Source organism: Pseudomonas sp. UBA5706 (assembly GCF_002419965.1).
GTDB lineage: Bacteria > Pseudomonadota > Gammaproteobacteria > Pseudomonadales > Pseudomonadaceae > Aquipseudomonas.
The window spans coordinates 200,276-224,510 of record NZ_DIHC01000043.1 but is presented as its reverse complement, the minus strand read 5'-3'; the positions used below and the strand labels follow the sequence as shown (position 1 = coordinate 224,510).

The window sequence follows — 24,235 nt, the reverse complement described above, 5'->3', positions numbered from 1 at the left end:
GCCCTAGAGAGACGAATACTTCTTGCGCAGGCGCTGACGGATCAGCTCTGCCAAGGTATTCATGACGAACGTAAACATCAGCAGCACCAGCGCCGCGAGGAAGAGTACGCGGTAATGACTGCCGCCCACTTCGGACTCCGGCATTTCCACAGCGACGTTAGCTGCCAGGGTGCGCATGCCTTCGAATAGGTTCATGTTCATGATGGGCGTGTTGCCGGTGGCCATCAGCACAATCATGGTTTCGCCGACAGCGCGGCCCATGCCGATCATCAGCGCCGAAAAGATACCGGGGCTGGCGGTCAGGATCACTACGCGGGTCAAGGTCTGCCAGGGTGTAGCGCCCAGTGCCAGCGAGCCCAGGGTCAAACCGCGAGGCACACTGAACACGGCATCTTCGGCAATCGAATAAATATTAGGGATGACCGCAAAGCCCATTGCGAGCCCGATCACCAGCGCGTTTCGCTGATCATAAGTGATGCCCAGATCGTTAGTAATCCAGGAACGCATGTCGCCGCCGAAGAACCAGCTCTCCATGTGCGAACTCATGCCCAGCGACACCCACCCTACCAGCACAATGACCGGGATCAGAATCGCGCTTTCCCAGCCATCAGGCACCCGCAGGCGAATCGAATCAGGCAGGCGCGTCCACAGGTAGCCCGCCAGCAGAATGCCGATCGGGGTCAGGATCAGCAGGCTGAAAATCCCCGGCAGATGCCCCTCCAGGTACGGTGCCAGAAACAGACCCGCAAAAAAACCGAGGATCACCGTCGGCATCGCTTCCATCAATTCGATCACCGGCTTGACCTTGCGTCGCATGCCGGGGGCCATGAAATAGGCGGTATAGATAGCAGCGGCGACGGCAAGCGGCGCAGCCAGCAACATGGCATAGAACGCAGCCTTGAGCGTGCCGTAGGTGAGCGGCGCCAGGCTCAGCTTGGGCTCGAAATCACTGTTGGAGGCAGTGGACTGCCAGATGTACCTGGGTTCGTCGTAATTCTCATACCAAACCTTATCCCACAATGCGCTCCACGAGACCTCCGGATGCGGGTTGTTGAGCATCAGCGGCAGCAGCTTGCCGTTGTCTTCGACGATAAGGCGATCGGCGCGTGGTGACAGGCCCATTACAGCAGGGCCGCTGGCGACCGGATCGATCAACAGCGTGCGATGCGCGGTGCTGTGAAATACACCCAGTTTGCCGGAGGTGTCCATGGCGACGAAACCTTTGCGGCGCTGTTCGGCGGTGATCTGCGAAATCGGAGCGTTATCCAGCTTGAAGTCGCGGATGTGCTGCAGGCGCATCTCACCATCGACGTCCCGGGCCATGAACCACTGGGCAATGTTGCCCCTGGAACTGCCAATCAACAAAGAGATGCCACCGACCAGCTGCGTGCTGGCGGTGGTCTGGGCGCTGGCGTCTTCAAGCAGCTTGTAGCGGCCGTTCAGCGTACGGTCTTGCAAGTTGAACACATCCGCCTGGGCGCGACCGTTGATCACGTACAGCCACTGCTGGCGCGGATCGACGTAGATCGCTTTGACGGTCGCCGAGAGCTGTGGCAGTTCAACACGGTTTTGTTCGCGGGTGATTTCGCCGGTCATCAGGTTTTCTGTCTGGCTCAGAGACAGAACATGCAGCTGCGCGCCGGTCGCGCCGGCCACTATCAGCGTGTTATCGCTGGCGTTGAGGCTGACATGTTCCAGCGCTCGCCCCTCTTCATCCAGTGCCATCGGGGCCTGACCATAGGGCCAACTGATGGCCGGGGTAATGGTCTTTTGGCTTCCGAGGTAGGTGATCGGGTAAGCGTGCTTGAACACCAGGACCCGGCCGTTGGACAGGCCCACGGCCACCAGCGGCTTGCCAGGCTGATCCTGGGCGACAGAAGTGACATGTGCACCTGCTGGCACAGGCAGCGGTACACGGGAAAGCTCGCGACCATCGTCCAGACTGAAGAACAGTGCTTGACCCTCGTCGGACACACGCATGCCGACCTGATTCTGCTCCTCGATAGTCAGCATCAGGGGCTTGCCAGCGTCGTGCATCCAGGTGGGAGCCTGCGCGGTCAGGGGCGTCAGTTTCGCGCTCTGAAAGAGGGGTGCGACGACATAGGCCAGGTAAAAGAAGATCAGCGTAATTGCAGCAAGAACAGCGAGGCCACCCACCAGCACGTACCAGCGCGTGAGACGATCTTTGAGCGCACGGATGCGACGCTTGCGCTGCAGCTCCGGGGTATTGAAATCAATACGCTGGGGCGGGGATTTTTCGCTCATCGATGAATTGGCCAAATCATTCATGCGCACACCCTAGCGGCTATGTATGACAGATACATGACAGCATGGTGACGCAAAAAAGCCCGTCGCCGCGATGCCGTGGCAACGGACTGTTGATGTTTCGCAAGCCTCGTTCCATAAGGCTCTTATCGAGCAGCGGGCCCGACCCGCCACCCCGCATCCGGGTGCTCTGGACTATAAGAGCAGGCCGCTCGCCACGCGATCCGTTGTTATAGCCCCAAATCAGCCAATGTCTTGCTGACAACCTTGCCCGGTAGAGGAATGTACCCGTCTTTCATGACAACTTCCTGACCTTGTTTGGACATGACCAATTTGACGAACTCGGCCTCCAGCGGGTTGAGCGGCGTGTTCGGAGCCTTGTTGACGTAGACATACAGGAAGCGCGCCAGTGGGTAGGTACCATTCAGCGCATTGGCCTCGTTGTCTTCGATAAAGGCATCGCCGTCCTTTTTCGCCAGCGGCACGGTACGCACGCTGGAGGTTTTATAGCCAATGCCCGAATAACCGATGCCATTGAGCGAGCTGCTGATCGAGCTGACGACCGAGGCTGAACCAGGCTGTTCGTTGACGTTGGGCTTGAAATCGCCTTTGCACAGCGACACTTCCTTGAAGTAGCCGTAGGTGCCAGACACCGAATTACGCCCGAAGAGCTGAATGGATTTGTCGGCCAGGTCGCCGGTCACGCCGACGTCGCTCCAGCGTTTGGCATCCGCCTTGGCCCCACAGAGACGCGTCGCGGAGAAAATCGCGTCCACTTGCTGCAGCGTCAGGCCTCTGATCGGGTTGTCCTTGTGCACGAACACCGCCAGCGCATCCACCGCCACCGGAACAGCGGTCGGCTTGTAGCCGTACTTTTGCTCGAATGCGGAGATTTCGCCGTCCTTCATCTTGCGACTCATCGGCCCCAGCGTTGCCGTGCCTTCGGTCAACGCTGGCGGCGCGGTCGATGAGCCCGCCGCCTGAATCTGGATGTTCACGGTGGGGTATTCACGCTTATAGGCCTCGGCCCACAGCGTCATGAGGTTTGCCAACGTATCAGAGCCCACACTGGACAGATTGCCCGAAACACCGGAGGTTTTGACGTAAGGTTTGATCGCAGGATCAACTGCAGCACCAGCAGCAGCTGCATTGGCAGTTGCAATGCCGGTGGCCACAAAAGTGAGTGCCGTCATCAAACGCTTGAAGGGCATGCCTGGCTCCTGGCGAGGTGAGGAAGGTGGCCGGGGTCGGCGATGGCCACGTGACTACTCTATGACCAAGATATGACAGAAAAATGAAAGGCCGCCTCCGGCTTGGAAGGCGGCCTTAACGTCAGCCGATAATATCCATAGCGCCGAGCTGGCCTCAGGCGACTTTCTTCTTCAACAGATAAACGCCGATCACCATCCCCATCGCACAGAGAATAGCGACATACCACGCAGGCCCCATGGGGTTGGCTTTGAGCATCAGGGTCACGACCATGGGCGTCAGCCCACCGAAAATGGCGTATGCCAGGTTGTAAGAGAACGACAGCCCGGAAAAGCGCACAACCGGCGGAAAGGCTTTGACCATCACGAATGGCACGGCACCGATGGTGCCAACGAACAAGCCAGTGATGGCGTACAGCGGATAGAGCAGATCGGGGTGGTCACCGACGGTGTGGTAGAACGTCCAGGAGCTGATCAACAGACCCAGCGAACCGAACACGAACACCAGGCCAGCGCCGAAGCGATCTGCCAGCGCGCCGGCACCGATGCAGCCCAGGCTCAGCAGAACGATCGCAAGGCTGTTGGCCTTGAGCGTGATAGCCGGGGCAAAACCATAGGTGGTCTGCAGCAGAGTCGGGGTCATGAGGATGACCACCACCACGCCAGCCGAGAGCAGCCAGGTCAATGCCATTGACAGTACAACCGCGCCACGATGATCCCGCAGGACCGCCTTGAGCGGAACTTCATCGGCCAGCTCCTTGCGCAGTTCCAGCTCAGCGAAGACCGGGGTTTCGTGCAGCCAACGGCGCAGGTAGACCGACAACAGGCCAAACACACCCCCGAGCAGGAAAGGAATCCGCCAGGCGTAGTCCGATACCTCGGTCGGGGTGTAAAGGCTGTTGGTCCAGGTAGCGACCAACGAACCGAGCAAGATGCCCGCAGTCAGACCGCAAGTGAGCGTACCGCAGGCGTAACCGACGTTACGTGCGGGAACGTGCTCGGAAACGAATACCCACGCACCTGGCACCTCGCCCCCGATCGCGGCGCCTTGGATAACGCGCATCAGCAACAATAGCAGCGGCGCCCAGATACCAATCTGCGCATACGTTGGCAGCAGACCCATGATCAAGGTTGGGACGGCCATCAGGAAGATACTGAGCGTGAACATCTTCTTGCGGCCCAGCAGGTCGCCAAAGTGCGCCATGACAATGCCGCCTAACGGACGCGCCAAATACCCGGCGGCGAAAATACCAAAGGTCTGCATCAAACGCAGCCATTGCGGCATATCCACCGGGAAAAACAGCTTGCCGACCACGGCCGCGAAAAAAACAAAAATGACGAAATCGTAAAATTCCAACGCACCGCCCAAGGCGGAAAGCGACAGGGTTTTATAGTCGTTACGGGTCAGCGGACGCGAAGGCTGCGCAACACTTGAAGACACAGAGGACATGACAATGGCTTCTCTTTTGAGGCTCTTTCGGGACGAATAATCAGTTGCGATGCGGCCATGGGTAACGGCTGTGCACGCGATTTATCGACTCGAAGCGTTGATCGGGCATCAAAATTGCGTGCCAATATCGGCGTAGTGTGCCAAATCGGTCCGGCACGATAGCAAATTGCGCGAGGATGCACATGGATTGCAACGCGTGCATGGCTAAATCAAGGCAAGGCGGTCGTAGGGAGACGTGACGACCGATATACTGCCCGGCCGCGACTCACCCGTTTTCTGGGAATTTGTGCGAAACCATTTACTTAAGTCGTTTTCGCAGAGTTTCCCTAATTACTTAAAGAAGACTTAGGCTTGGGAAAGTGTGCAAGCGAAGGCTAGGCTAGGCGAACACAGGCGAGGAAGTGCGGTTTAGGGTAATAAAACGAGCATTCCAGGCCTGTTTTTATGCGGCACGTCCAGCGCAAACCACTTTTCGGACATAGCCGGGAGAGTCATGGGTCAGAGGGACCCCTAGATGAATGAGTTAGAGCAAGAAGATCCAATCCCGCAAGGCGATCTCGCCTTGCAAATTACCGCACTGCCTCGCGAAACCAATGGCTTTGGCGACATTTTCGGTGGCTGGCTGGTCGCGCAGATGGACCTGGCCGGCACAGCGATGGCCAGCAAGGTAGCAGGCGGACGCGTGGCGACAGTTGCCATTGATCGCATGGCGTTCCTGGTTCCGGTGGCCGTTGGCGCGCAGCTGTCCTTTTACACCCAGACCCTGGAAATTGGCCGCAGCTCGATCCAGATGATGGTTGAGGTGTGGAGCGATGATCCACTGTCCAGCGAATGGCGCAAGGTGACCGAAGCGGTATTCGTTTTTGTCGCCATCGACGGCAGTGGTCGTACCCGCTCGGTTCCTGCCCGGCGCTGAGCAGCGGTCAAATGCACTTGGCAGCGCGCAGTAAACTCATCAAGCTTGGCACAGTCTGATTCAGTCACTGTCCTTTGAGTGAGTACCTCTATGCCTACGCCAGAAGTCGAATCCATCCAGCTCGGTGAGCTCAATTGCTGGCGTATTCGCCACGGCCAGGCCGAACTGGTGGTCGCCCAACAGGGCGCACATGTCATCAGCTATCAAATCGACGGCGACCAACCTCTGATCTGGTCCAACCCGGGCGCGGTGTTCAAGCACGGCAAGGCGATTCGCGGCGGTATGCCGGTCTGCTGGCCGTGGTTCGGCAATTTCCAGCGCAACCCGCAAAGCGTCCAAAACATGCGTCAAAGCAGCGAGCCAGCGAACGCTCACGGCGAGGTCCGGGCGATCGATTGGGAGCTGATGGGCATGGGTGAAGACGGGGACGCGCTGATCGTTGAGTTCATTCAGCCCAAAGCCGAAGGTCAACTGCCCGGCTGGCCGCACACCGTCGGCCTGAAGCTGCAGATTCGCCTGGATGCGGCCCTCAACGTCAGCCTGATCAGCTTCAACGCCGGGCCTGAAGACGTCAGTCTGAGCCAGGCGCTGCACAGCTATTTCGCGGTCAGCGACGTGCATCAGGTCCGCATCGAAGGGCTCGATGGCGTCAGTTACCTGAATACCCTGGAAAGCTGGGAAAAACCGAACGTGCAGGCCGGCGATATCACCTTTACAGGTGAGACGGATCGCATCTATCAGGACACCCCTGAGTTGGTTTCGATTATTGACCCTGAATGGAAACGCAGGATTCAGGTCCAGACCGGTGGTTCGAAATCAGCGGTGGTCTGGAATCCATGGATTGAAAAGACCAAGACCTTCAGTGACATGCAGGCCGATGGCTGGAAGGGCATGGTGTGCGTCGAAACCGCGAATGTCATGACAGACATCGTGACGCTCAAACCCAACGACATGCATGAGATGCGTGTCAGGATCTGGGCGGAGCCGTTGAACGACGAGTAATGGATAACCTGTCGTCACACGGCCTGCCAGCGCAAGCGATTTCCGAAGGCAACCGCCGGCTCGCCGTGCTGCTACAGGGACTGCGAATCGATCAAGGCTCGCGGTGCGCGCCTTACAGGTCCGCCTCGGTCACCACACGAACCTTGGCAGCATCCAGTGCGTAGGCTGCATCGGCCAGATCGTTGCTGACCTTCTCGACCTTCAACGTGCCGATGACCCACAACGGGGTATAGATGTCATCGATTTTCAGGCCCTTGGGGTAGCGCACCAGCACCAGTTGGTTTGGCGGCGGTGGTGGGACGTGAATGCAGGCACCCGGGTAAGGGACCAGGAAAAACAGCGTGCTGTGGCCCTTGGCATCGGTTTCGAGCGGCACCGGGTAGCCTCCCAGACGAATATTCCTGCCGTTCATCGCGGCTACGGTCTTGGTCGAATACATGACTGCAGGCAGGCCCTTGCTTTGCTTCAACCCCCCCTTGCTGTCGAACGTCCCCTGGGCTTCAGGAGAGTCGTGGTCGATTTCGGGCATGGCTTCCAGGGCTTTCTGATCCGACTTGGGCATGAGTTCCAGCCAGTCGGTTTCAGGCAAATCGGCAGCGCGTGCCAGTCCAAAGACCAGCAGCAGAGAGAGGAGAAGAAAACGACGCATTGAGGTGCCCGGCATGTGCAGTTGAATGCCGCGCATTCTAGCCCTCTGCGCAGGATTAGCGCAGAGGGCCAGATTCACTTTCACTTCTTTTTGATCAAGCCGTAGAGCACCAGCAAAACGATCGCGCCAACCAGCGCGCCGAGGAATCCCGCACCCTGGCCTGCCTGATAGATACCCAGTGCCTGGCCACCGTAGGTCGCCACCAGAGAGCCGGCGATACCCAGGATAATGGTCATGATCCAGCCCATGCTGTCGTCGCCCGGCTTCAGAAAGCGAGCCAACAGACCCACGATCAGGCCGATAAAGATGGTTCCAATGATTCCCATGCCATGTCCCTCTGTTTTGAATGGATATGTCAAAGCCTAGGCGGCCATTGACAACACGCTATGAGAGGGCGCGCGGGCTGGAATGGTTCAACGTGATATGGGCAAAGGGATCTGAAGACCCGCAGCCATCCATGGCAATCCGGCTGGCCATCGGGGGCCAATTCAGGCTCGCTACCGTCGGCGAGCCGGGCTGCTGCAGGGCATTGGCCCGAGCGACTAAACAGACCTGATCAGTTTTTGATCAACGCCTCAACCTGCTTGACCTGACGGTCCAGCGTCTCGCGATCCTTGCAGCGCAGGGTCGCGTGACCCACCTTGCGGCCGACCTTGAATGCCTTTGCGTAGTGATGCAAATGGCAATCGTCGATGGCGATGACCTGCTCCACAGCCGGCACATCACCGATGAAGTTGAGCATCGCGCTCTCACCCACCTTGGCAGTGGAACCCAACGGCAGGCCGGCGACGGCGCGCAGATGATTTTCAAACTGGCTGCACTCGGCGCCTTCGGTCGTCCAGTGACCTGAATTATGAACGCGCGGGGCGATTTCGTTGGCTTTCAACCCGCCATCGACTTCAAAGAACTCGAAAGCCAGTACGCCGACGTAATCGAGCTGCTTGAGCACACGCCCGGCGTAGTCTTCAGCCAGCGCCTGCAACGGGTGATCGGTGCTGGCAACGGACAGACGCAGAATGCCGCTGTCGTGGGTGTTGTGCACCAGCGGGTAGAAGCGGGTTTCGCCATCGCGGGCGCGCACTGCGATCAGCGAAACTTCACCGGTAAACGGCACGAAGCCTTCGAGCAAGCACGGCACGCTGCCCAGTTCGGCGAAGGTGTCGAGCACATCTTCAGGCTTGCGCAGGACTTTCTGGCCTTTGCCGTCATAGCCCAGGGTGCGGGTCTTGAGGACGGCAGGCAGACCGATGCTGTCGACGGCGGCGTCCAGATCGACCTGGGACTGAATATCGGCGAACGCAGGCGTCGGAATACCCAGGTCCTTGAACATGCTCTTTTCGAACCAGCGGTCACGAGCGATGCGCAAGGCTTCGGCACTTGGATAGACCGGCACGAACTGCGAGAGAAAGGCCACGGTTTCCGCCGGCACGCTTTCGAACTCGAACGTCACCAGATCCACCTCGTCAGCCAACTGGCGCAAGTGATCCTGATCGCCGTAATCGGCACGCAGATGCTCGCCCAGCGCGGCGGCGCAAGCGTCCGGAGCGGGGTCAAGGAAGGCGAAGTTCATGCCCAGCGGGGTGCCCGCCAGTGCCAACATGCGACCCAACTGGCCGCCACCGATTACGCCGATCTTCATGAAAACCTCAGGCCTCGCGTGGGTCTGGATTGTCCAGAACGCTGTCTGTCTGCTCAGTGCGGAATTTTTTCAGCACTGCATGAAATTGCGGGTGTTTGGCACCCAGAATGCTGGCCGACAACAGTGCGGCGTTGATCGCGCCCGCCTTGCCGATAGCCAGGGTCGCGACCGGAATGCCTGCAGGCATTTGCACGATGGAGAGCAGCGAATCGACACCCGACAGCATCGAGGACTGCACCGGCACGCCCAATACAGGCAGGTGGGTCTTGGCAGCGCACATGCCCGGCAAGTGAGCGGCACCGCCCGCCCCAGCGATGATCACCTCGATGCCGCGGCCTTCGGCCTCTTCGGCATACTGGAACAGCAGGTCCGGTGTGCGATGGGCCGACACCACTTTGACTTCGTACGGAATGCCGAGCTTTTCCAGCATGTCGGCGGTGTGGCTAAGGGTGGACCAATCGGACTTGGAGCCCATGATCACGCCAACCAGTGCGCTCATCGTCGTGCCTCTTCATCGGGCGCCCGCGGGCGCGTCTAAAAACAACAAGCCACGCGGGAAAACCGGCGTGGCTTGTCGTACGAATTATGACCGGTGCAACCGGCCAAAGGCCGCGCAGTATACCGTAAAGATCGGCGATAAATAGACCTTCTATCAGCGCTGGAAACCGCGGCTTCGCTGACTTTCGAGTCAAGCACAACAGGACGTCGGAGGCACTTTGGGAACAGGCATGGCAGCGAGCTATCCAGCGTCGGACGCGCTCATCGGCAGGGCAGTGGCGAGAACGTTGAATCAGGAGCGCTTCAATTGGCGGCGCAGCCTGAAGTTATCGGCGACCAGCACCACCAGCGCCACGAGGTTCAGCACGGCGAAACCGTCGCCCCACAGAGAGTGCCAGAAGCCCCAGGCGACTACGGCGACAACCACGCCAGCGACCAACAACGAGAAGGCGTCTTTCATACGATCACCATCCCCTGACGGTAGTGAAGCTTGCCCGGCACTTGCGGCTTATAAATACCGGGAAACTTGATCAGGCAGGCACTGAGCCACGGGCGGTCAAGATCATGGCTGCGGGCCATGGAGAGCACTTCGGAAATCGATGTGCCACTTGCGAGTGAACGTCCTGTGGCCACCGCAATGCTGCCGATCACCGCCCCCACATAGAACGCGGCGGAGCAAGCCGCAATAACACCCAGCTGTTCCAGGCGAGTGCCAGCACCGATCGCTTCGCCCACGGTGACGGTCTTGCCGAACTTGTCGATCTGGGTCAACAACGTGCTGGAAGTAGCGGTGGCGGCAGACAGAGTGCCAAACAGCGACTCGGGGGCAGGCAGCCCGAGAGCGTCCATGTTTTCCTTGAAATACTCGTAAAACTTCGACATCCACTCATTCCCTTGAACACTGGCACGTTTCGCCCTCCAGCCTAGAGGATCGAAAACAAAAGCTCGATTCACAGGCGATCAACCGCCCTGTGCCGCGCCGCCTTCCAGCTTGCGCCATAACAGCCGCACATTGGCCTTGCGCACGAGGGCGCAGCGATAAAGGCGAATCTCCAGCGGCACGTGCCATTGAGCACCGCCGCAAATCACCAGTTCACCGCGCTCAAGCTCAGCAGCAATGCTCAGCCGGGGCACCCAGGCGATGCCCAGCCCTTGCAGCGCCATGCCCTTGAGGCTATCGGCCATCGCGGTCTCGTACACGGTCGTAAAGCGCAGATTGCGTTGACGCAGCAGCAGATTCACCGAGCGCCCCAGAAACGCTCCGGCGCTATACGCCAGCAACGGCACGCTGTGCTCGCCCTCCAAATCGAACAACGGCTTGCCCTCGGCATCGGCTGAGCAAATGGGCAGCATTTCCGTCATGCCCAAATGCAGCGAGGGGAATATCTCAGCGTCCATCTGCAGCGCAGCGTCAGGGTCGTAGAACGCCAGCATCAGGTCGCAGCCGCCCTCCCGAAGCGCATGCACGGCGTCGCCGACGTTGGTGGCCACCAGTCGCGTGGCGATGTTCAAGCCTTCGTTGCGCAACTGCGCGATCCAGCGTGGGAAGAAGCTCAAAGCCAACGAGTGCGCCGCAGCGATCTGCATGACCTCGCCTTGTCCGCTTTCAAGATGATGCAGATGGCGCAAGACTTCGCCGAGCTGATCGACCACCGTGCGCGCTGTGACCAGAAACAGCTGCCCCGCCGCTGTCAGTTCGATGGGGGTGCGTGAGCGATTGACAAGTTGCAGCCCCAACGCAGCTTCCAGGCTGCGAATTCGCCGACTGAACGCCGGTTGCGTGACGAATCGCCGCTCGGCCGCCTGGGAGAAACTGCGGGTCGCGGCCAACGCGCTGAAGTCTTCCAGCCATTTGCTTTCCAGGTTCATCGGTTTTCTCTGGGATAGGTGGGAGCGCTGCAGGAATCGGTGATTTTGATGAGTCGCTTGCGTCATTCACACGCTCGACTCAATCGGAACGTCACATCCACATTATGCCGTTTGTGCATAGGCTAGCGCTTAACAGCATTGGTTCGCAATCGCCCGCAGGCCTAGTATTAGCGGCGTTGCGGCTTAGCCCGTGCCTCTCTTGAGAATGTCTCTATCATGTCCTGCGCTGCATCGTTTCGCGTCGAAAAAGACCTGCTTGGCGTCCTTGAAGTACCCGCAGAAGCGTATTACGGCATCCAGACGCTGCGCGCGGTGAATAACTTTCACCTCTCCGGTGTTCCGCTGTCGCACTATCCGAAACTGGTCGTCGGACTGGCCATGGTCAAGCAAGCGGCCGCCGATGCGAACCATCAGTTGGGCCATTTGAGCAGCGCGAAGCACGCCGCTATCAGTGAAGCCTGTGCACGTCTGATTCGCGGTGATTTCCACGAGCAGTTCGTGGTCGACATGATCCAGGGTGGCGCCGGTACGTCCACCAATATGAATGCCAACGAAGTCATCGCCAACATTGCCCTTGAAGCGATGGGCCATGCCAAAGGCGAATACAAGCACCTGCACCCGAACAACGACGTCAACATGGCGCAGTCGACCAACGACGCCTACCCGACGGCCATTCGCCTGGGCCTGCTGTTGGGCCACGACGCTCTGCTCGCCAGCCTCGACAGTCTGATTCAGGCGTTCGCGGCCAAGGGCCAGGAATTCAATCACGTGCTGAAGATGGGCCGTACCCAGCTGCAGGACGCCGTGCCGATGACGCTCGGTCAGGAATTCCGGGCCTTCGCCACCACCCTTACTGAAGACCTCAACCGCCTGCGCAGTCTGGCGCCCGAGCTGTTGACCGAAGTAAACCTGGGCGGCACCGCCATCGGTACCGGGATCAACGCCGACCCGGGCTATCAGCACTTGGCTGTGGAGCGACTGGCCATCATCAGCGGCCAGCCACTGGTGCCCGCCGCCGACTTGATCGAAGCCACCTCCGACATGGGCGCGTTCGTGCTGTTCTCCGGCATGCTCAAGCGCACGGCGGTCAAGCTGTCGAAGATTTGCAATGACCTGCGCTTGCTTTCCAGCGGCCCGCGTACCGGCATCAACGAAATCAACCTGCCAGCGCGTCAGCCGGGCAGCTCGATCATGCCAGGCAAGGTCAACCCGGTGATTCCGGAAGCGGTGAACATGTGCGCCTTCGAAATCATGGGCAATGACTTGTCCCTGACCGTTGCTGCCGAAGGCGGTCAACTGCAGTTGAACGTGATGGAGCCGCTGATCGCCTACAAGATCTTCGACTCGATTCGCCTGCTGCAACGGGCCATGGACATGCTGCGCGAGCATTGCATCGTTGGCATTACTGCCAACGAGGTGCGCTGTCGTGAGCTGGTCGAGCATTCGATCGGTCTGGTCACTGCGCTCAACCCCTACATCGGCTACGAAAACGCTACCCGTATTGCCCGTGTCGCCTTGGAGACGGGCCGTGGCGTACTGGAACTGGTGCGCGAGGAAGGCCTGCTCGACGACGCGATGCTCGCCGACATCCTGCGCCCCGAAAACATGATCGCTCCACGATTGGTGCCCCTGAAGGCCTGACCAAGAGCTGTCGCTATACCCGCAAGACGATCACCAGGCTGAGGGCCTAGACACCCCTCACCCTTTTGAGGGCCGGAAGCACACGCTTCCAGGCCCTTTTTTTTGCCCTGAATCTTTGCTGACCGGGCTGATCACAAGCCTTGTTACCGGCAAATATCACAGACGACACCGTCTATAGCAGTTCGGCGTGCAGGCGGCGTCGCCCTTGGAATCAAGCCGAAAGGCCATAGGACTACCCAGCCAGATGGCAGATGACCCAGGCAGCGATCTTCAGCAACCCGACGAAACGAGCATAAAAGCTGAAACGGTTTACAGACTCCAATAACGCGCACCGGTATAGTGCGGCCCCTCTAAAAAAGCGAGGAAACATCAATGCTTGAAGTCATCAACGACTTCCTCTCGGGAAAACTGCTGATCGTGCTGATTGTCGGGCTCGGTGGATATTTCACGATTCGCTCGCGTTTCGTCCAACTACGTCACTTCTTTCATATGTTCGCGGTCTTTCGCGACAGCTTGCGCAGTAGCTCGGGCCAGTTGAGTTCGTTCCAGGCCCTGATGCTGAGCCTCGCCGGCCGCGTCGGCGCCGGTAACATTGCCGGTGTCGGGATTGCCGTTACCCTTGGCGGGCCGGGCGCTGTGTTCTGGATGTGGGTCACGGCCCTGGTCGGCATGGCCAGCAGCTTCTTCGAATGTTCCCTCGGCCAGCTGTACAAACGCTGTGACTCCGAAGGCCAGTATCGGGGCGGTCCTTCTTTCTATATTCAGCACGGTCTGGGCAAGCGCTGGCTGGGCATGATCATGGCGCTTTTGCTGCTGGTGACTTTCGGCTTTGCGTTCAACGGCCTGCAATCCCACGCCGTCACCCACTCGCTAAATGACGCGTTTGGTGTGTCCCCCCTGTATTCCGGTATCGGGCTGGCGGTACTGCTGGGGCTGGTCTTCGTTGGCGGGATCAAACGCATCGCCGCCGTGGCCGACCTGCTGGTCCCGGTCAAGACCCTGGTCTACATCGGCGTCACCCTTTACGTGATCGGCGTGCAATTCGAGCACGTCCCGCACATGCTGATGACCATCGTCAAAAGCGCATTCGGCATGGATGAAGTGTTCGGCGGCCTGATCGGCAGCGCAATCGTCATGGGCGTCAAGCGTGGCGTGTTCGCCAACGAAGCCGGTCTTGGCAGCGCGCCCAACGTCGCAGCTGTTGCCGAGGTGCAGCACCCGGTTGCGCAGGGCGTGGTCCAGGCGTTCAGCGTTTTCCTCGATACCTTCGTTATCTGCACCTGCACCGCGCTGTTGATCCTGCTATCGGGCTTCTATACCCCGGGTTTCGAAGGCGATGGCATCGCGCTGACGCAAAATTCGCTGGCGGCGGTGGTAGGCGATTGGGGCAAGCTGTTCATCAGCGTGGCCTTGGCGTTGTTCGTCTTTACCTCGATTCTCTACAACTACTACCTGGGCGAGAACAGCCTGCGCTTCCTGCTGGGCGAGAGCCGCAAGGCGCTGCTCAGCTACCGCGCCTTGGTCCTGGCCTTGATCCTGTGGGGCGCTGTCGAAGACCTGGGCACCGTGTTCGCCTTTGCCGACATCACCATGACCCTGCTGGCCTTCGTGAACCTGATTGCCCTGGCGATGCTGTTCAATATCGGTTTGCGTATCCTCAGCGACTACGATGCTCAGCGTAAGGCAGGGATCAAGACGCCGGTCTTCGACTCCAGCCAGTTCCCCGATCTGGATCTGGACCTTAAAGCGTGGCCCAAGCCCAATGGCGACGTGACGGCCAAACCTGCGACAGCGGGTGGCAAAACAATCGTCGACACGCCTTAACCTCCGACAGCTCGCTCAAGGAGACACTCATGAGTCGCGACAATCAGGCACCGGCCAAGCAAGTGATGGTGCTGTACACCGGTGGCACCATCGGCATGCAGGCCAGCGAAAACGGCTTGGCGCCAGCCTCCGGTTTTGAAGCGCGAATGGCCAACCAACTGGCTGGCCAGCCCGCGCTGGTGGTGCCGCCATGGCAGTTTCGCCAGATGTCTCCACTGATCGACAGCGCCAACATGACCCCCGCCTACTGGCAACGCTTGCGTGAAGCGGTGATCGATGCGATTGACGTTCAGGGCAGCGATGCCGTGCTGATTCTGCACGGGACCGACACTTTGGCCTACAGCGCCGCAGCCATGAGCTTTCAATTGCTGGGACTGAATGCGCCGGTCGTGTTTACCGGCTCGATGCTGCCAGCCGGCGTGCCGGACAGCGATGCGTGGGAAAACGTCAACGGCGCGCTACAGGCCTTGGACAAGGGCTTGCCCGCGGGCGTGCATCTGTACTTCCACGGCGCGCTGATGCAGCCGACTCGTTGCGCAAAGATCCGCAGCTTTGGTCGCAACCCTTTTGCTGCACTGAATCGCTCACGCGGTGGCACCGCGATTGGCACGCTGCCTGCGGCGCTGGATTATCGCCGGCCCAAGCAACTGGCTAGCGTGGCGGTATTGCCCCTTTTTCCGGGTATAAGTGCCGCGCAACTGGACGGCTTGATCGACAGTGGCATTCAAGGTTTGGTCCTGGAATGCTTCGGCAGCGGCACCGGCCCCAGCGATAATCCGGCGTTCCTCAACAGTCTGCAACGCGCCTATCAACAGGGCATTTGCGTGATAGCCATCACCCAATGCCATGAAGGCGGCGTCGAACTGGACGTCTACGAAGCCGGTAGCCGCCTGCGCACCGTCGGCGTCCTCTCGGGCGGCGGCATGACGCGCGAAGCGGCATTCGGCAAACTGCATGCGCTGTTAGGGGCAGATTTGCCAGCCGATGAAGTGCGTCGGTTGCTGGAGCTCGATATGTGCGGGGAGTTGCGGTAAGCCACGGCGGCTTGTTACAGGCATATTTGCATCGATTCCGTTTACCGCTGCTTCGCAGCCGATCGCGGGCCAGGTGGCTCAATTTCCAGCAACTGCTCGCGACGGCACACCTCTTGCTCCCTCTTCCGATCAGAAAAACAATCGGAAGCCCCTCATGCTGCACTCTCACCTCACCACCCTCAATGCCGTTTCGCTGGTGCTGGAAACGTTCTCGGCCGAGGGCTGGGGCAGTGAGGCGTTACTGGCAGGGAGCGGGATCAGCAAGGCGGATTTGGGGCGGCCGGATATTCGCATCACCACCTTCCAGGAAATGCAGGTTTGCGCGAACGCCGTGGCGTTGCGCAGCGAGATAGGCTTGCCGTTGGGACGGCGGATGCATGTGTCGTCTTACGGGATTCTTGGTTACGCGCTGCTCACCAGTGCCACTTTCGGTGACGCCCTGCGGCTGGCCCTGGAATATCCAGCGCTGCTGGGCACGCTGTTCGAGCTTCAACTGCTTGAGGACGGCGAGCGGATAGGGTTCAGTGCCAGCGATTACCGCGATGACGAAGGGCTGCGGGTGTTCAATGCCGAGTTGTGCATGGCGTCGCTAAAGGTGATCTGCGATGACCTGTTGGGCAAACCGCTGCCGTTGCTGGATGCACACTTCGCCCATGCGGCGCCCGATTACCTGGCCAGCTATCAGGAGAGCTTCGACTGCCCCCTGCACTTCAACGCCGAAGACAATGCTTTTGCGTTCTCCCGATGCTGGCTCGACCACCCCTTGCCCCTCGCCGATCCGGTCACCCACCGCGACATGCGCGAGCGCTGCCGCCGGCAGAACATTGAATTCACCGGTCGTCAGGCGTGGCTGGGGCGGATTCGTCACCTGCTCGCCGACCAACTCGACCAGACGCCAAGCCTGCGCACCCTCGCTCAGAAGATGAACTGCTCCGAACGTACCCTGCGTCGTCATTTGCAAGCCACCGGCAGCAGCTACCAGCAATTGCTCGACGAACTGCGCTTTGATCGGGCCAAGCAGTTGCTACAGGACGATCAGTTGGCCATCCATCACATTGCCGAAGTGCTGGGCTTTAGCGAAACGGCAAGCTTTCGTCATGCGTTCATTCGCTGGAGCGGCGTGGCACCGAGTCAGTTTCGGTTGTAAGCCCCCCTGCCCCGTAGCACGGCGTGGCTGCGGCATCGATTGCACTGTCACCCCGTCGGCCAGCCGGGTCGCTACAGGGTTGGCAGGGTGCATTCAAACAGGGCGCGCCGCTTTATTCAGGGGCGATTTGCGGACAGCTTTTATGGCCGGATACATCCCCTTTTGGCCGTTTGCGCCGCTCTCCGAAATGCCGTCCGACCCAAGAATGTCGGACACCCGCCTACAAGAGAACAAAAACATGCTAACGATCTATTCAGACGATCATCATTTGCATCACGGCCGTTGCGAGCTGATCGACGGCAAGTTGATGCCCTGTTTCGAAATGCCGTCCCGCGCCGACCATGTATTGCAACGGGTTAGGGACCGCAAACTCGGCGCAGTGGAGGGTCCGCAGGATTTTGGCATCGGGCCGATCAAACGCATTCACACCGAAGCGTTTCTGGATTTCTTCAAGGGAGCCTGGGCGCGCTGGGCCGAAACCAAACCGGAAGGCGATCTGCTGCCCTACACCTGGCCTGCGCGCACGCTGCGGTCGGTCATGCCTACCAGCCTGCACGGTCAGTTGGGCTATTACACCTTTGATGCCGGCGCGCCGATCACCGCCGGTACATGGCAAGCCGCCTACAGCGCCGCCCAGGTCGCCCTCACAGCCCAAGCCACCATCCAGCAAGGTGCGCGTAGCGCATTTGCCCTGTGCCGTCCGCCGGGCCACCACGCCGCCAGTGACGTCATGGGTGGCTATTGCTACCTGAATAATGCCGCCATTGCCGCGCAGGCGTTCCTGGATCAGGGGCACAAGAAAGTTGCAATCCTGGATGTCGACTATCACCACGGCAACGGCACGCAGTCGATTTTCTATGCGCGTAGCGATGTGTTGTTCACCTCGATCCATGGCCACCCGCAGGCCGAGTTCCCGTTTTTTCTGGGCTACGAAGATGAGCCGGGAGAAGGCGACGGCGAAGGGTTCAATTTCAACTATCCACTGGCTGCTGGCAGTGATTGGGTGACCTGGAGCGCAGCGCTGGAGCAGGCCTGCGGAGAGATCGAGCGTTACGGGGCCGATGTCTTGGTGGTGTCGTTGGGGGTGGACACCTTCAAGGACGACCCGATCTCGCAGTTCAAGCTCGACAGCCCGGATTACCTGCGCATGGGCGAACGCATCGCGCGCTTGGGCAAGCCGACGCTGTTCGTGATGGAAGGCGGGTATGCCGTCGAAAAAATCGGCATCAATGCCGTGAACGTGCTGGAAGGTTTTGAACACGCCTGACCCCCTTCGAACCCGAAGAAGAGAGCTATCGATGAGCAGATTCAAGCGTTTTATCGCACCCGCCTTGTGCGCCGCCATGCTCGCAGGCACGGCCCACGCCGACGAGCCGAAAACCCTGCGCGTCTACAACTGGTTCGACTACATCACGCCGCAGACCCTTGAGAACTTCAAGAAAGACACCAAAATCCCGCTGATCTACGACATCTTCGACACCAATGAAGCACTCGAAGCCAAGCTGCTGACCGGCAATTCCGGCTACGACGTGGTGGTGCCGTCCAACGTGTTTCTGGCCAAGCAAATCGAGGCCGGGGTGTTCCAGCCGCTGGACAAGTCCAGGCTAAGTCACTATTCCCACCTCGACCCCAAGCTGATGAAACTGCTGGAAGCCAACGATCCGGGCAATAAATACGCCGTGCCTTATATGTACGGCACGATTCTGATCGGCTTCAACCCGGACAAGGTCAAGGCCGTCCTGGGCGACAATGCGCCGGTGGACAGCTGGGACCTGATCTTCAAGCAAGAGAACATCAGCAAACTCAAGCAATGCGGCGTGACGCTGCTCGACTCGCCTTCAGAGATTCTGCCGCTGGCCCTGCAGCACCTGGGGCTGGATCCGAACAGCAAAAATCCCAAGGACTACGACAAGGCAGAAGCATTGCTGATGAAGATCCGCCCCTACATCACCTATTTCCATTCATCCAAGTACATGGCCGACATCGCCAATGGCGACATCTGCGTGGCGGTAGGTTATTCGGGCAGCTTCTCGCAGGCTGCGAATCGGGCCAGGGAAGCAAACAACGGCGTGGTGGACATGCGCCTGCCGAAAGAGGGCGCGCCGATCTGGTTCGATATGCTGGCGATCCCTAAAGGCGCCAGGGATGTGGAAGATGCCCATACATTCATCAACTATCTGCTGCAACCCGAGGTGATCGCGCCCATCAGCGACTTTGTCGGGTATCCGAACCCCAACAAGGACGCCACCGACAAGGTCGACCCGGCCATCCGTCACAATCCGAACCTGTATCCAACCGAGGAAGCAATGAAGACGCTGTACACGTTGACGCCTTTGCCACGTGATGCAGAACGTGCAAGGACGCGGGTCTGGACCAAGATCAAATCCGGTACCTGACCTGCACATTCATAACTCGCCAGACCGATCATGCCCGTGCTCCGCGTGGGCATGAACAGTCTTTTGCGCCTGAGACCACGCCACCGCGAGTCAACGTGCTCCTACAGGCTGTTTATCACCGCTGCTTCTCGGTTGCATCGCGCAACATCGAATCCAGGTTCCCCGAGATGTTCGCGCACAATGCCTTCATTTGAATCTCGTGCTCGGACGCCTTGAATGGACTTTGCAGGTCGGTACCGATTCGTTCGATCGCCAGCAGCATGAAGCCCACCACGGTCGACGCCAGCGGCGTAAACCAACCCAGCGTCTCCACCAGCCCTATTGGCACGATGATGCAGAACAAGGTGATGAACAGTCGCGGAAAGGCCACGTACGGATAAGGCAGTGGTGTATTGGCGATGCGCTCCATGCCGCCCTGACAATTGGAAATTTCCACCATCGTCGATTCAAGTCTCGCCAGACGGATGCTGTCCAGGCGCCCGGCCTTGTACTCGGTGGCAATGATTGCCGCAGATTCGTTGAGAATGTCATTGGGAAAATTATTGCTGCGCTTGCGCCGGTCGTATTCCTCTCGCGCAATCATCGCCGTCACCTCTTCACCGCAATCGCCGCCCTTGAGGTGCGCCGACAGACATTCCACGTAAGCCACATGGCGACGCAGCAAAAGGGCCTTTACCGGATTAAGCTCAGCCTCGTCGTCTATCAACGTCAGCACCTGTCGGGCAAAGCTGCGTGAATTGTTAACCAGCGCGCCCCATAGCGTACGCGCCTCCCACCAGCGGTTGTAGGCACTGGTGTTACGAAAGCTGGTCAGTACCACCAGCGCCGATCCGAGCAAAGTCAGCGGCAGCGACGGCAAGGTGACCTTGCGCTCCAGATACAGCATGAAATCGACCGTGACGATCACGTCCCAGATCAATAGCCAAAACAGCGACCAACCGATATAGGTAAAAGTCCTGATCATGGCGCGGTATTTCTTGATGATCGTTTCCTGCAAAGGCCACCTCACTCTGTCGTTCATCGGCCAGGCAACGAGCCCGTCTACACCGGCATTCGAATGCCGATGACCCGCTTGGTTCGCCGCTGAAACATTTCAGCGATAAATCGCTGGCTTGGTCGGGTGTCAGAGATTTCATGGAACGAACCCCTGACGCGCGTGCTCAACACCTATCTGGAAGCATCAGCCACACGTCACGAGGAGAATGTTAATGAGCTCGTCTGCCAACTCTGCCGAACGACCTGCTGCCGCAAGCACTTTCAAAGAGCACGGGGATCGCGACCAACTGACCATCAACACCATTCGCACGTTGGCCATGGATGCCGTGCAGAAGGCCAACTCCGGCCACCCCGGCACGCCCATGGCTCTTGCACCGGTGGGCTACACGGTCTGGAAAGATTTCCTGCGCTACCACCCGGAACATCCTGACTGGCCCAGCCGTGACCGATTCGTGCTGTCTGTCGGTCACGCCTCGATGCTGCTCTACTCGCTCCTCCATCTTGCGGGCGTGGTCGAGATTGACGAGCACGGCACACCTTCCGGCAAGCCCGCCATCAGCCTTGATGACATCAAGCAGTTCCGGCAGATGGATTCCAAGACACCCGGCCATCCCGAATACCGTATGACCACAGGCGTTGAGACCACCACTGGTCCCTTGGGTCAGGGCTGCGCCAACAGCGTCGGCATGGCAATGGCCGAGCGCTGGCTGGGCGAGCGCTTCAACAAGCCCGGCGCCACGTTGTTCGATTACAACGTCTACGTGCTCTGCGGCGACGGCGACATGATGGAAGGTGTCACAGCCGAGGCAGCCTCGCTTGCCGGCCATCTAAAACTGTCGAACCTGTGCTGGATCTACGATAACAACACCATCAGCATCGAAGGCCATACCGAATTGGCCTACAGCGACGATCCGCAGAAGCGTTTCGAAGGCTACGGCTGGAAAACCCTGCATGTGAAGGACGCCAACGATGCAGCCGCACTGGCCAAGGCAATCCAGACTTTCCAGCAAACCGACGACGCGCCAACGCTTATCGTGGTCGATAGCGTGATCGGCTACGGTTCGCCAAACAAGCACAACACGGCGGCAGCCCACGGCGAACCGCTGGGCGACGACGAGATCAAGCTGACCAAGAAAGCTTATGGCTGGGACGAGAACAGCAGCTTCCTGGTGCCCGAAGATGCTCGTCATTACCTGCGTGATGCCCTGTTGGAACGTAACGGTGCTGATTACAAAGCCTGGGAGGAGACGTTCGCGCGCTTCGAGAAAGAGCAGCCGGCGCTGGCCGATGAGCTGCAACGCATGCGTGCCGGCGAAATGCCAGAAGGCTGGCGCAACACAGCAATCAGTTTCGATGCCGACGCCAAAGGCGTTGCTACGCGAGCCTCGGGTGGCAAAGTACTTAACGGTTTCGCTCAGCAGATTCCATGGCTGATCGGCGGTTCGGCTGACCTTTCGCCTTCCACCAAAACCAATCTGACATTCGAAGGTGCGGGCAGCTTCGAGGCCGGAAGCTACAGCGGTCGAAATCTGCATTTCGGGATTCGAGAACATGCCATGGGATCGATTGCTAACGGTCTGGCGCTGTCCTACATCCGGCCGTATACCTCGACGTTCCTGGTGTTCAGCGACTACATGAAACCGCCGATCCGCCTGGCCTCGATCATGGAGTTGCCGGTGATCTTCGTCTTCACCCACGACTCCATCGGCGTAGGTGAGGACGGCCCGACGCACCAACCCATCGAACAGCTGACTCAGTTACGTGCCACTCCGGGCCTTGTGACCCTGCGCCCGGGCGATGCCAACGAAACCGCTGAAGCCTGGAAAGTGGCTCTGGCGCAGACCGATCGGCCAAGTTGCCTGGTGTTGTCGCGCCAGCCGATGCCGACGCTGGACCGCTCGAAATACGCCAGCGCCGAAAACGTCGCCAAAGGCGCTTACGTGCTGGCCGACGCGGTAGAAGGCAAAGTGGAGGTGATCTTGATTGCCACCGGCAGCGAAGTCGGCATGACCGTGGAGGCTTTCGAGAAGCTCAAGGCCGAAGGGGTTGCTGCGCGCGTCGTGTCGATGCCAAGTTGGGAGCTGTTCGAGGATCAGGACAAGGCCTATCGCGACAGCGTGCTGCCGCCGGACGTCAAGGGGCGGTTGGTGGTGGAACAGGCAGGACCAGTCGGCTGGGATCGCTACGTCGGCCAGACCGGTGAGAAGATTGTGATGAAAACATTTGGCGCATCGGCTCCCATCGAGAAGCTACAAGCCAAGTTCGGGTTTACGGCTGACAACATCGTCAAAGTCGCCAAAGAACAGGCTAAGAAATAACCGGTCCTCTTAGCCAAGACTCAACCGATACAGCAGCACGGCTTGCTGGAGGTGGCGTTTCGAGAATCGCCACCACCGGCAAGCGGTTGCTGCACGGTTGGCTTTAACCTGCGATCAACACCCGCTCAACGCAACCGGACGCCGCTCTCCTGCGAAGAAGAACGGACGGATGCGTACCCCCACCGCATTGCCTGCGAACGCTGCGATTAACCACAACCATCCATGCAGGCTTCCTGAAGCGATACCGCTGAAGTAGGCGCCGATATTGCAGCCATATGCCAGACGCGAGCCGTAACCCAGCAACAGTCCGCCAAGCACGGCTGCGATCAGCGAACGGGTTGGAATCTTCAGGGTTGGCGAAAAACGGCCTGCAAGACCGGCTGCAACCGCCGCGCCGAGCATGATGCCGATGTCCATAACGGTGGTGATGTCTTCCCACACCGGGGCGGCAAGCGCCTTGGCATTCGCGGGCAGTTGCCAAAACACCCAACTGCCGACATTCACGCCCAACTCACTCGCAACTTTGGCCCCCCACAATGCGAATGCTGACGTAATACCCCACGGACGGCCAGCCAGGGCTAGCGTTGCATAGTTGAGCAAGGCCAAGGCAACCGCGCCCCAGACCAGAGGCCAGGGTCCCCGAAGGAAACGGCGCAGACCTACGTGCTCGCTTACGACGGCTGCTTCTAATTCGCCATGACGGCGTTTTTCCAGCTGGACCGTGATCAGCGCGATGGCGCCAAACAGCGCAAGGCTAGTGATCAGCGCGGGCACAACGCCCAAGGTTTTGACAATGGATGTGGCCGGGAACGACGGCAGCGCGAACCACCAGTCTGCGTGGCGGGTGGCGATGACCGAGCCGACGATGAAAAACAGCAACGTCACCAGCATGCGCGCGTTGCCGCCACCGACGGTGAATAACGTGCCCGACGCACAACCGCCCCCCATTTGCATGCCAATGCCAAAGATGAATGCGCCGAAGACTACGCAAACACCTGCTGGCGCCACCAGCCCGGTCACCGGCGTGCCAAACAGCGTGCCCGCGCCCAGCGCCGGGAAGAACAGGACCACGGCGATAGCCAGCATCACCATCTGCGCGCGCAACCCGGCGCCGCGACGCTCGTTGATGAACACCCGCCAGGCGGATGTGAAGCCGAACGCGGCGTGATAAAGGGTCATCCCCAGAGCGGCACCGATGATCAGCAACAGCACCTGTTTGCCGCCGACAGCGGATTGAAGGAACAGACCGCCAACGATCAGCAGAATGAAGGCAACCAGGGGCGTACCGAACCTGCGCTCGGGCGTCGCGGAAAGGGGAAGACTCATGGGAGGCATCTCGGAAGAATGAATTGCGATGGGCGCGAGTATACCTGGGTCATCTTC

Annotated in this window: 21 protein-coding genes; 9 read left to right on the top strand and 12 right to left on the bottom strand. The window is 59.4% G+C overall.

Going from position 1 to position 24,235, the window contains the following annotated elements; all coding sequences use genetic code 11:
- Nucleotides 1–3 precede the first annotated feature (3 nt).
- The 3 genes from B3I26_RS21780 to B3I26_RS21770 form a co-directional block, all read right to left on the bottom strand.
- A complete protein-coding gene (locus tag B3I26_RS21780; RefSeq protein ID WP_296260717.1) occupies nt 4–2,289 on the bottom strand; it encodes an ABC transporter permease subunit in 2,286 nt (761 codons plus the stop codon).
- 206 nt (nt 2,290–2,495) lie between these two features.
- Nucleotides 2,496–3,476: a phosphate ABC transporter substrate-binding protein PstS family protein gene (locus B3I26_RS21775; RefSeq protein WP_296260716.1), complete on the bottom strand. Its 981-nt coding sequence runs from the start codon at nt 3,474–3,476 to the stop codon at nt 2,496–2,498.
- Nucleotides 3,477–3,630: 154 nt separating this feature from the next.
- Entirely contained in the window at nt 3,631–4,923 is a 1,293-nt protein-coding gene (locus B3I26_RS21770; RefSeq protein WP_296260715.1) for an MFS transporter, read from the bottom strand.
- 514 nt (nt 4,924–5,437) lie between these two features.
- On the opposite strand from B3I26_RS21770, the gene B3I26_RS21765 reads away from it, so the two are divergent.
- Nucleotides 5,438–5,839: an acyl-CoA thioesterase gene (locus B3I26_RS21765; RefSeq protein WP_062379844.1), complete on the top strand. Its 402-nt coding sequence runs from the start codon at nt 5,438–5,440 to the stop codon at nt 5,837–5,839.
- A 90-nt stretch (nt 5,840–5,929) separates the two neighbouring features.
- A complete protein-coding gene (locus B3I26_RS21760) occupies nt 5,930–6,841 on the top strand; it encodes a D-hexose-6-phosphate mutarotase (protein ID WP_296260712.1) in 912 nt (303 codons plus the stop codon).
- Nucleotides 6,842–6,953: 112 nt separating this feature from the next.
- On the opposite strand, the gene B3I26_RS21755 is transcribed toward B3I26_RS21760, so the two are convergent.
- The 7 genes from B3I26_RS21755 to B3I26_RS21725 form a co-directional block, all read right to left on the bottom strand.
- Nucleotides 6,954–7,490 carry a DUF3299 domain-containing protein gene (locus tag B3I26_RS21755; protein WP_296260951.1) on the bottom strand — a complete coding sequence of 179 codons (537 nt, stop codon included), beginning with the start codon at nt 7,488–7,490 and terminating at the stop codon, nt 6,954–6,956.
- A gap of 80 nt (nt 7,491–7,570) precedes the next feature.
- Entirely contained in the window at nt 7,571–7,816 is a 246-nt protein-coding gene (locus B3I26_RS21750; RefSeq protein WP_296260711.1) for a GlsB/YeaQ/YmgE family stress response membrane protein, read from the bottom strand.
- A 230-nt stretch (nt 7,817–8,046) separates the two neighbouring features.
- Nucleotides 8,047–9,129, bottom strand: coding sequence for a 5-(carboxyamino)imidazole ribonucleotide synthase (locus B3I26_RS21745; RefSeq protein WP_296260710.1), 1,083 nt, complete (start codon nt 9,127–9,129; stop codon nt 8,047–8,049).
- 7 nt (nt 9,130–9,136) lie between these two features.
- The gene (purE, locus tag B3I26_RS21740; protein ID WP_074754780.1) at nt 9,137–9,628 is read right to left on the bottom strand and encodes a 5-(carboxyamino)imidazole ribonucleotide mutase; all 492 of its coding nucleotides are present in this window, start codon (nt 9,626–9,628) and stop codon (nt 9,137–9,139) included.
- A gap of 291 nt (nt 9,629–9,919) precedes the next feature.
- Nucleotides 9,920–10,087: a hypothetical protein gene (locus tag B3I26_RS21735; RefSeq protein WP_296260709.1), complete on the bottom strand. Its 168-nt coding sequence runs from the start codon at nt 10,085–10,087 to the stop codon at nt 9,920–9,922.
- A complete protein-coding gene (locus tag B3I26_RS21730) occupies nt 10,084–10,509 on the bottom strand; it encodes a hypothetical protein (RefSeq protein WP_296260707.1) in 426 nt (141 codons plus the stop codon). The genes B3I26_RS21735 and B3I26_RS21730 overlap by 4 nt, the downstream gene beginning before the upstream one ends.
- Before the next feature lie 78 nt (nt 10,510–10,587).
- Nucleotides 10,588–11,496 carry a LysR substrate-binding domain-containing protein gene (locus B3I26_RS21725; protein WP_296260705.1) on the bottom strand — a complete coding sequence of 303 codons (909 nt, stop codon included), beginning with the start codon at nt 11,494–11,496 and terminating at the stop codon, nt 10,588–10,590.
- A gap of 216 nt (nt 11,497–11,712) precedes the next feature.
- On the opposite strand from B3I26_RS21725, the gene B3I26_RS21720 reads away from it, so the two are divergent.
- From B3I26_RS21720 to B3I26_RS21695, 6 genes are all read left to right on the top strand, one after another.
- Nucleotides 11,713–13,137: an aspartate ammonia-lyase gene (locus B3I26_RS21720; RefSeq protein WP_296260703.1), complete on the top strand. Its 1,425-nt coding sequence runs from the start codon at nt 11,713–11,715 to the stop codon at nt 13,135–13,137.
- 372 nt (nt 13,138–13,509) lie between these two features.
- Entirely contained in the window at nt 13,510–14,961 is a 1,452-nt protein-coding gene (locus B3I26_RS21715) for an alanine/glycine:cation symporter family protein (protein WP_296260701.1), read from the top strand.
- Nucleotides 14,962–14,990: 29 nt separating this feature from the next.
- On the top strand, nt 14,991–15,995 hold the full coding sequence (locus B3I26_RS21710; RefSeq protein WP_296260700.1) for an asparaginase: 1,005 nt from the start codon (nt 14,991–14,993) through the stop codon (nt 15,993–15,995).
- Nucleotides 15,996–16,149: 154 nt separating this feature from the next.
- The gene (locus B3I26_RS21705) at nt 16,150–17,142 is read left to right on the top strand and encodes an AraC family transcriptional regulator (protein ID WP_296260699.1); all 993 of its coding nucleotides are present in this window, start codon (nt 16,150–16,152) and stop codon (nt 17,140–17,142) included.
- 238 nt (nt 17,143–17,380) lie between these two features.
- On the top strand, nt 17,381–18,409 hold the full coding sequence (locus tag B3I26_RS21700) for a histone deacetylase family protein (RefSeq protein WP_296260698.1): 1,029 nt from the start codon (nt 17,381–17,383) through the stop codon (nt 18,407–18,409).
- Nucleotides 18,410–18,440: 31 nt separating this feature from the next.
- Nucleotides 18,441–19,538, top strand: coding sequence for a polyamine ABC transporter substrate-binding protein (locus tag B3I26_RS21695; protein ID WP_296260696.1), 1,098 nt, complete (start codon nt 18,441–18,443; stop codon nt 19,536–19,538).
- Nucleotides 19,539–19,653: 115 nt separating this feature from the next.
- Here the strand turns inward: B3I26_RS21695 and B3I26_RS21690 are convergent, their stop codons facing one another.
- On the bottom strand, nt 19,654–20,502 hold the full coding sequence (locus B3I26_RS21690; RefSeq protein ID WP_409521935.1) for a bestrophin family protein: 849 nt from the start codon (nt 20,500–20,502) through the stop codon (nt 19,654–19,656).
- A 244-nt stretch (nt 20,503–20,746) separates the two neighbouring features.
- Here B3I26_RS21690 and tkt point away from each other — a divergent pair, with 244 nt between their 5' ends.
- A complete protein-coding gene (gene tkt, locus B3I26_RS21685) occupies nt 20,747–22,852 on the top strand; it encodes a transketolase (protein ID WP_409521934.1) in 2,106 nt (701 codons plus the stop codon).
- A gap of 114 nt (nt 22,853–22,966) precedes the next feature.
- Here tkt and B3I26_RS21680 read toward each other — a convergent pair whose 3' ends face one another.
- Nucleotides 22,967–24,178, bottom strand: a complete 1,212-nt coding sequence (locus tag B3I26_RS21680; protein ID WP_296260693.1) for a YeeE/YedE family protein — start codon at nt 24,176–24,178, stop codon at nt 22,967–22,969.
- Between the last annotated feature and the right edge of the window lie 57 nt (nt 24,179–24,235).

Bases quoted from the DNA above. Each gene is read 5' to 3' on its own strand.
- B3I26_RS21690 (WP_409521935.1), bottom strand. From the start codon at position 20,502: ATGATCAGGACTTTTACCTATATCGGTTGGTCGCTGTTTTGGCTATTG.
- B3I26_RS21695 (WP_296260696.1), top strand. From the start codon at position 18,441: ATGAGCAGATTCAAGCGTTTTATCGCACCCGCCTTGTGCGCCGCCATG.
- B3I26_RS21760 (WP_296260712.1), top strand. From the start codon at position 5,930: ATGCCTACGCCAGAAGTCGAATCCATCCAGCTCGGTGAGCTCAATTGC.
- B3I26_RS21780 (WP_296260717.1), bottom strand. From the start codon at position 2,289: ATGAATGATTTGGCCAATTCATCGATGAGCGAAAAATCCCCGCCCCAG.
- B3I26_RS21750 (WP_296260711.1), bottom strand. From the start codon at position 7,816: ATGGGAATCATTGGAACCATCTTTATCGGCCTGATCGTGGGTCTGTTG.
- B3I26_RS21730 (WP_296260707.1), bottom strand. From the start codon at position 10,509: ATGTCGAAGTTTTACGAGTATTTCAAGGAAAACATGGACGCTCTCGGG.
- B3I26_RS21720 (WP_296260703.1), top strand. From the start codon at position 11,713: ATGTCCTGCGCTGCATCGTTTCGCGTCGAAAAAGACCTGCTTGGCGTC.
- B3I26_RS21765 (WP_062379844.1), top strand. From the start codon at position 5,438: ATGAATGAGTTAGAGCAAGAAGATCCAATCCCGCAAGGCGATCTCGCC.
- B3I26_RS21725 (WP_296260705.1), bottom strand. From the start codon at position 11,496: ATGAACCTGGAAAGCAAATGGCTGGAAGACTTCAGCGCGTTGGCCGCG.
- B3I26_RS21680 (WP_296260693.1), bottom strand. From the start codon at position 24,178: ATGAGTCTTCCCCTTTCCGCGACGCCCGAGCGCAGGTTCGGTACGCCC.
- B3I26_RS21735 (WP_296260709.1), bottom strand. From the start codon at position 10,087: ATGAAAGACGCCTTCTCGTTGTTGGTCGCTGGCGTGGTTGTCGCCGTA.
- B3I26_RS21700 (WP_296260698.1), top strand. From the start codon at position 17,381: ATGCTAACGATCTATTCAGACGATCATCATTTGCATCACGGCCGTTGC.
- B3I26_RS21710 (WP_296260700.1), top strand. From the start codon at position 14,991: ATGAGTCGCGACAATCAGGCACCGGCCAAGCAAGTGATGGTGCTGTAC.
- B3I26_RS21705 (WP_296260699.1), top strand. From the start codon at position 16,150: ATGCTGCACTCTCACCTCACCACCCTCAATGCCGTTTCGCTGGTGCTG.
- B3I26_RS21770 (WP_296260715.1), bottom strand. From the start codon at position 4,923: ATGTCCTCTGTGTCTTCAAGTGTTGCGCAGCCTTCGCGTCCGCTGACC.
- B3I26_RS21775 (WP_296260716.1), bottom strand. From the start codon at position 3,476: ATGCCCTTCAAGCGTTTGATGACGGCACTCACTTTTGTGGCCACCGGC.
- B3I26_RS21755 (WP_296260951.1), bottom strand. From the start codon at position 7,490: ATGCGTCGTTTTCTTCTCCTCTCTCTGCTGCTGGTCTTTGGACTGGCA.
- B3I26_RS21745 (WP_296260710.1), bottom strand. From the start codon at position 9,129: ATGAAGATCGGCGTAATCGGTGGCGGCCAGTTGGGTCGCATGTTGGCA.
- tkt (WP_409521934.1), top strand. From the start codon at position 20,747: ATGAGCTCGTCTGCCAACTCTGCCGAACGACCTGCTGCCGCAAGCACT.
- purE (WP_074754780.1), bottom strand. From the start codon at position 9,628: ATGAGCGCACTGGTTGGCGTGATCATGGGCTCCAAGTCCGATTGGTCC.
- B3I26_RS21715 (WP_296260701.1), top strand. From the start codon at position 13,510: ATGCTTGAAGTCATCAACGACTTCCTCTCGGGAAAACTGCTGATCGTG.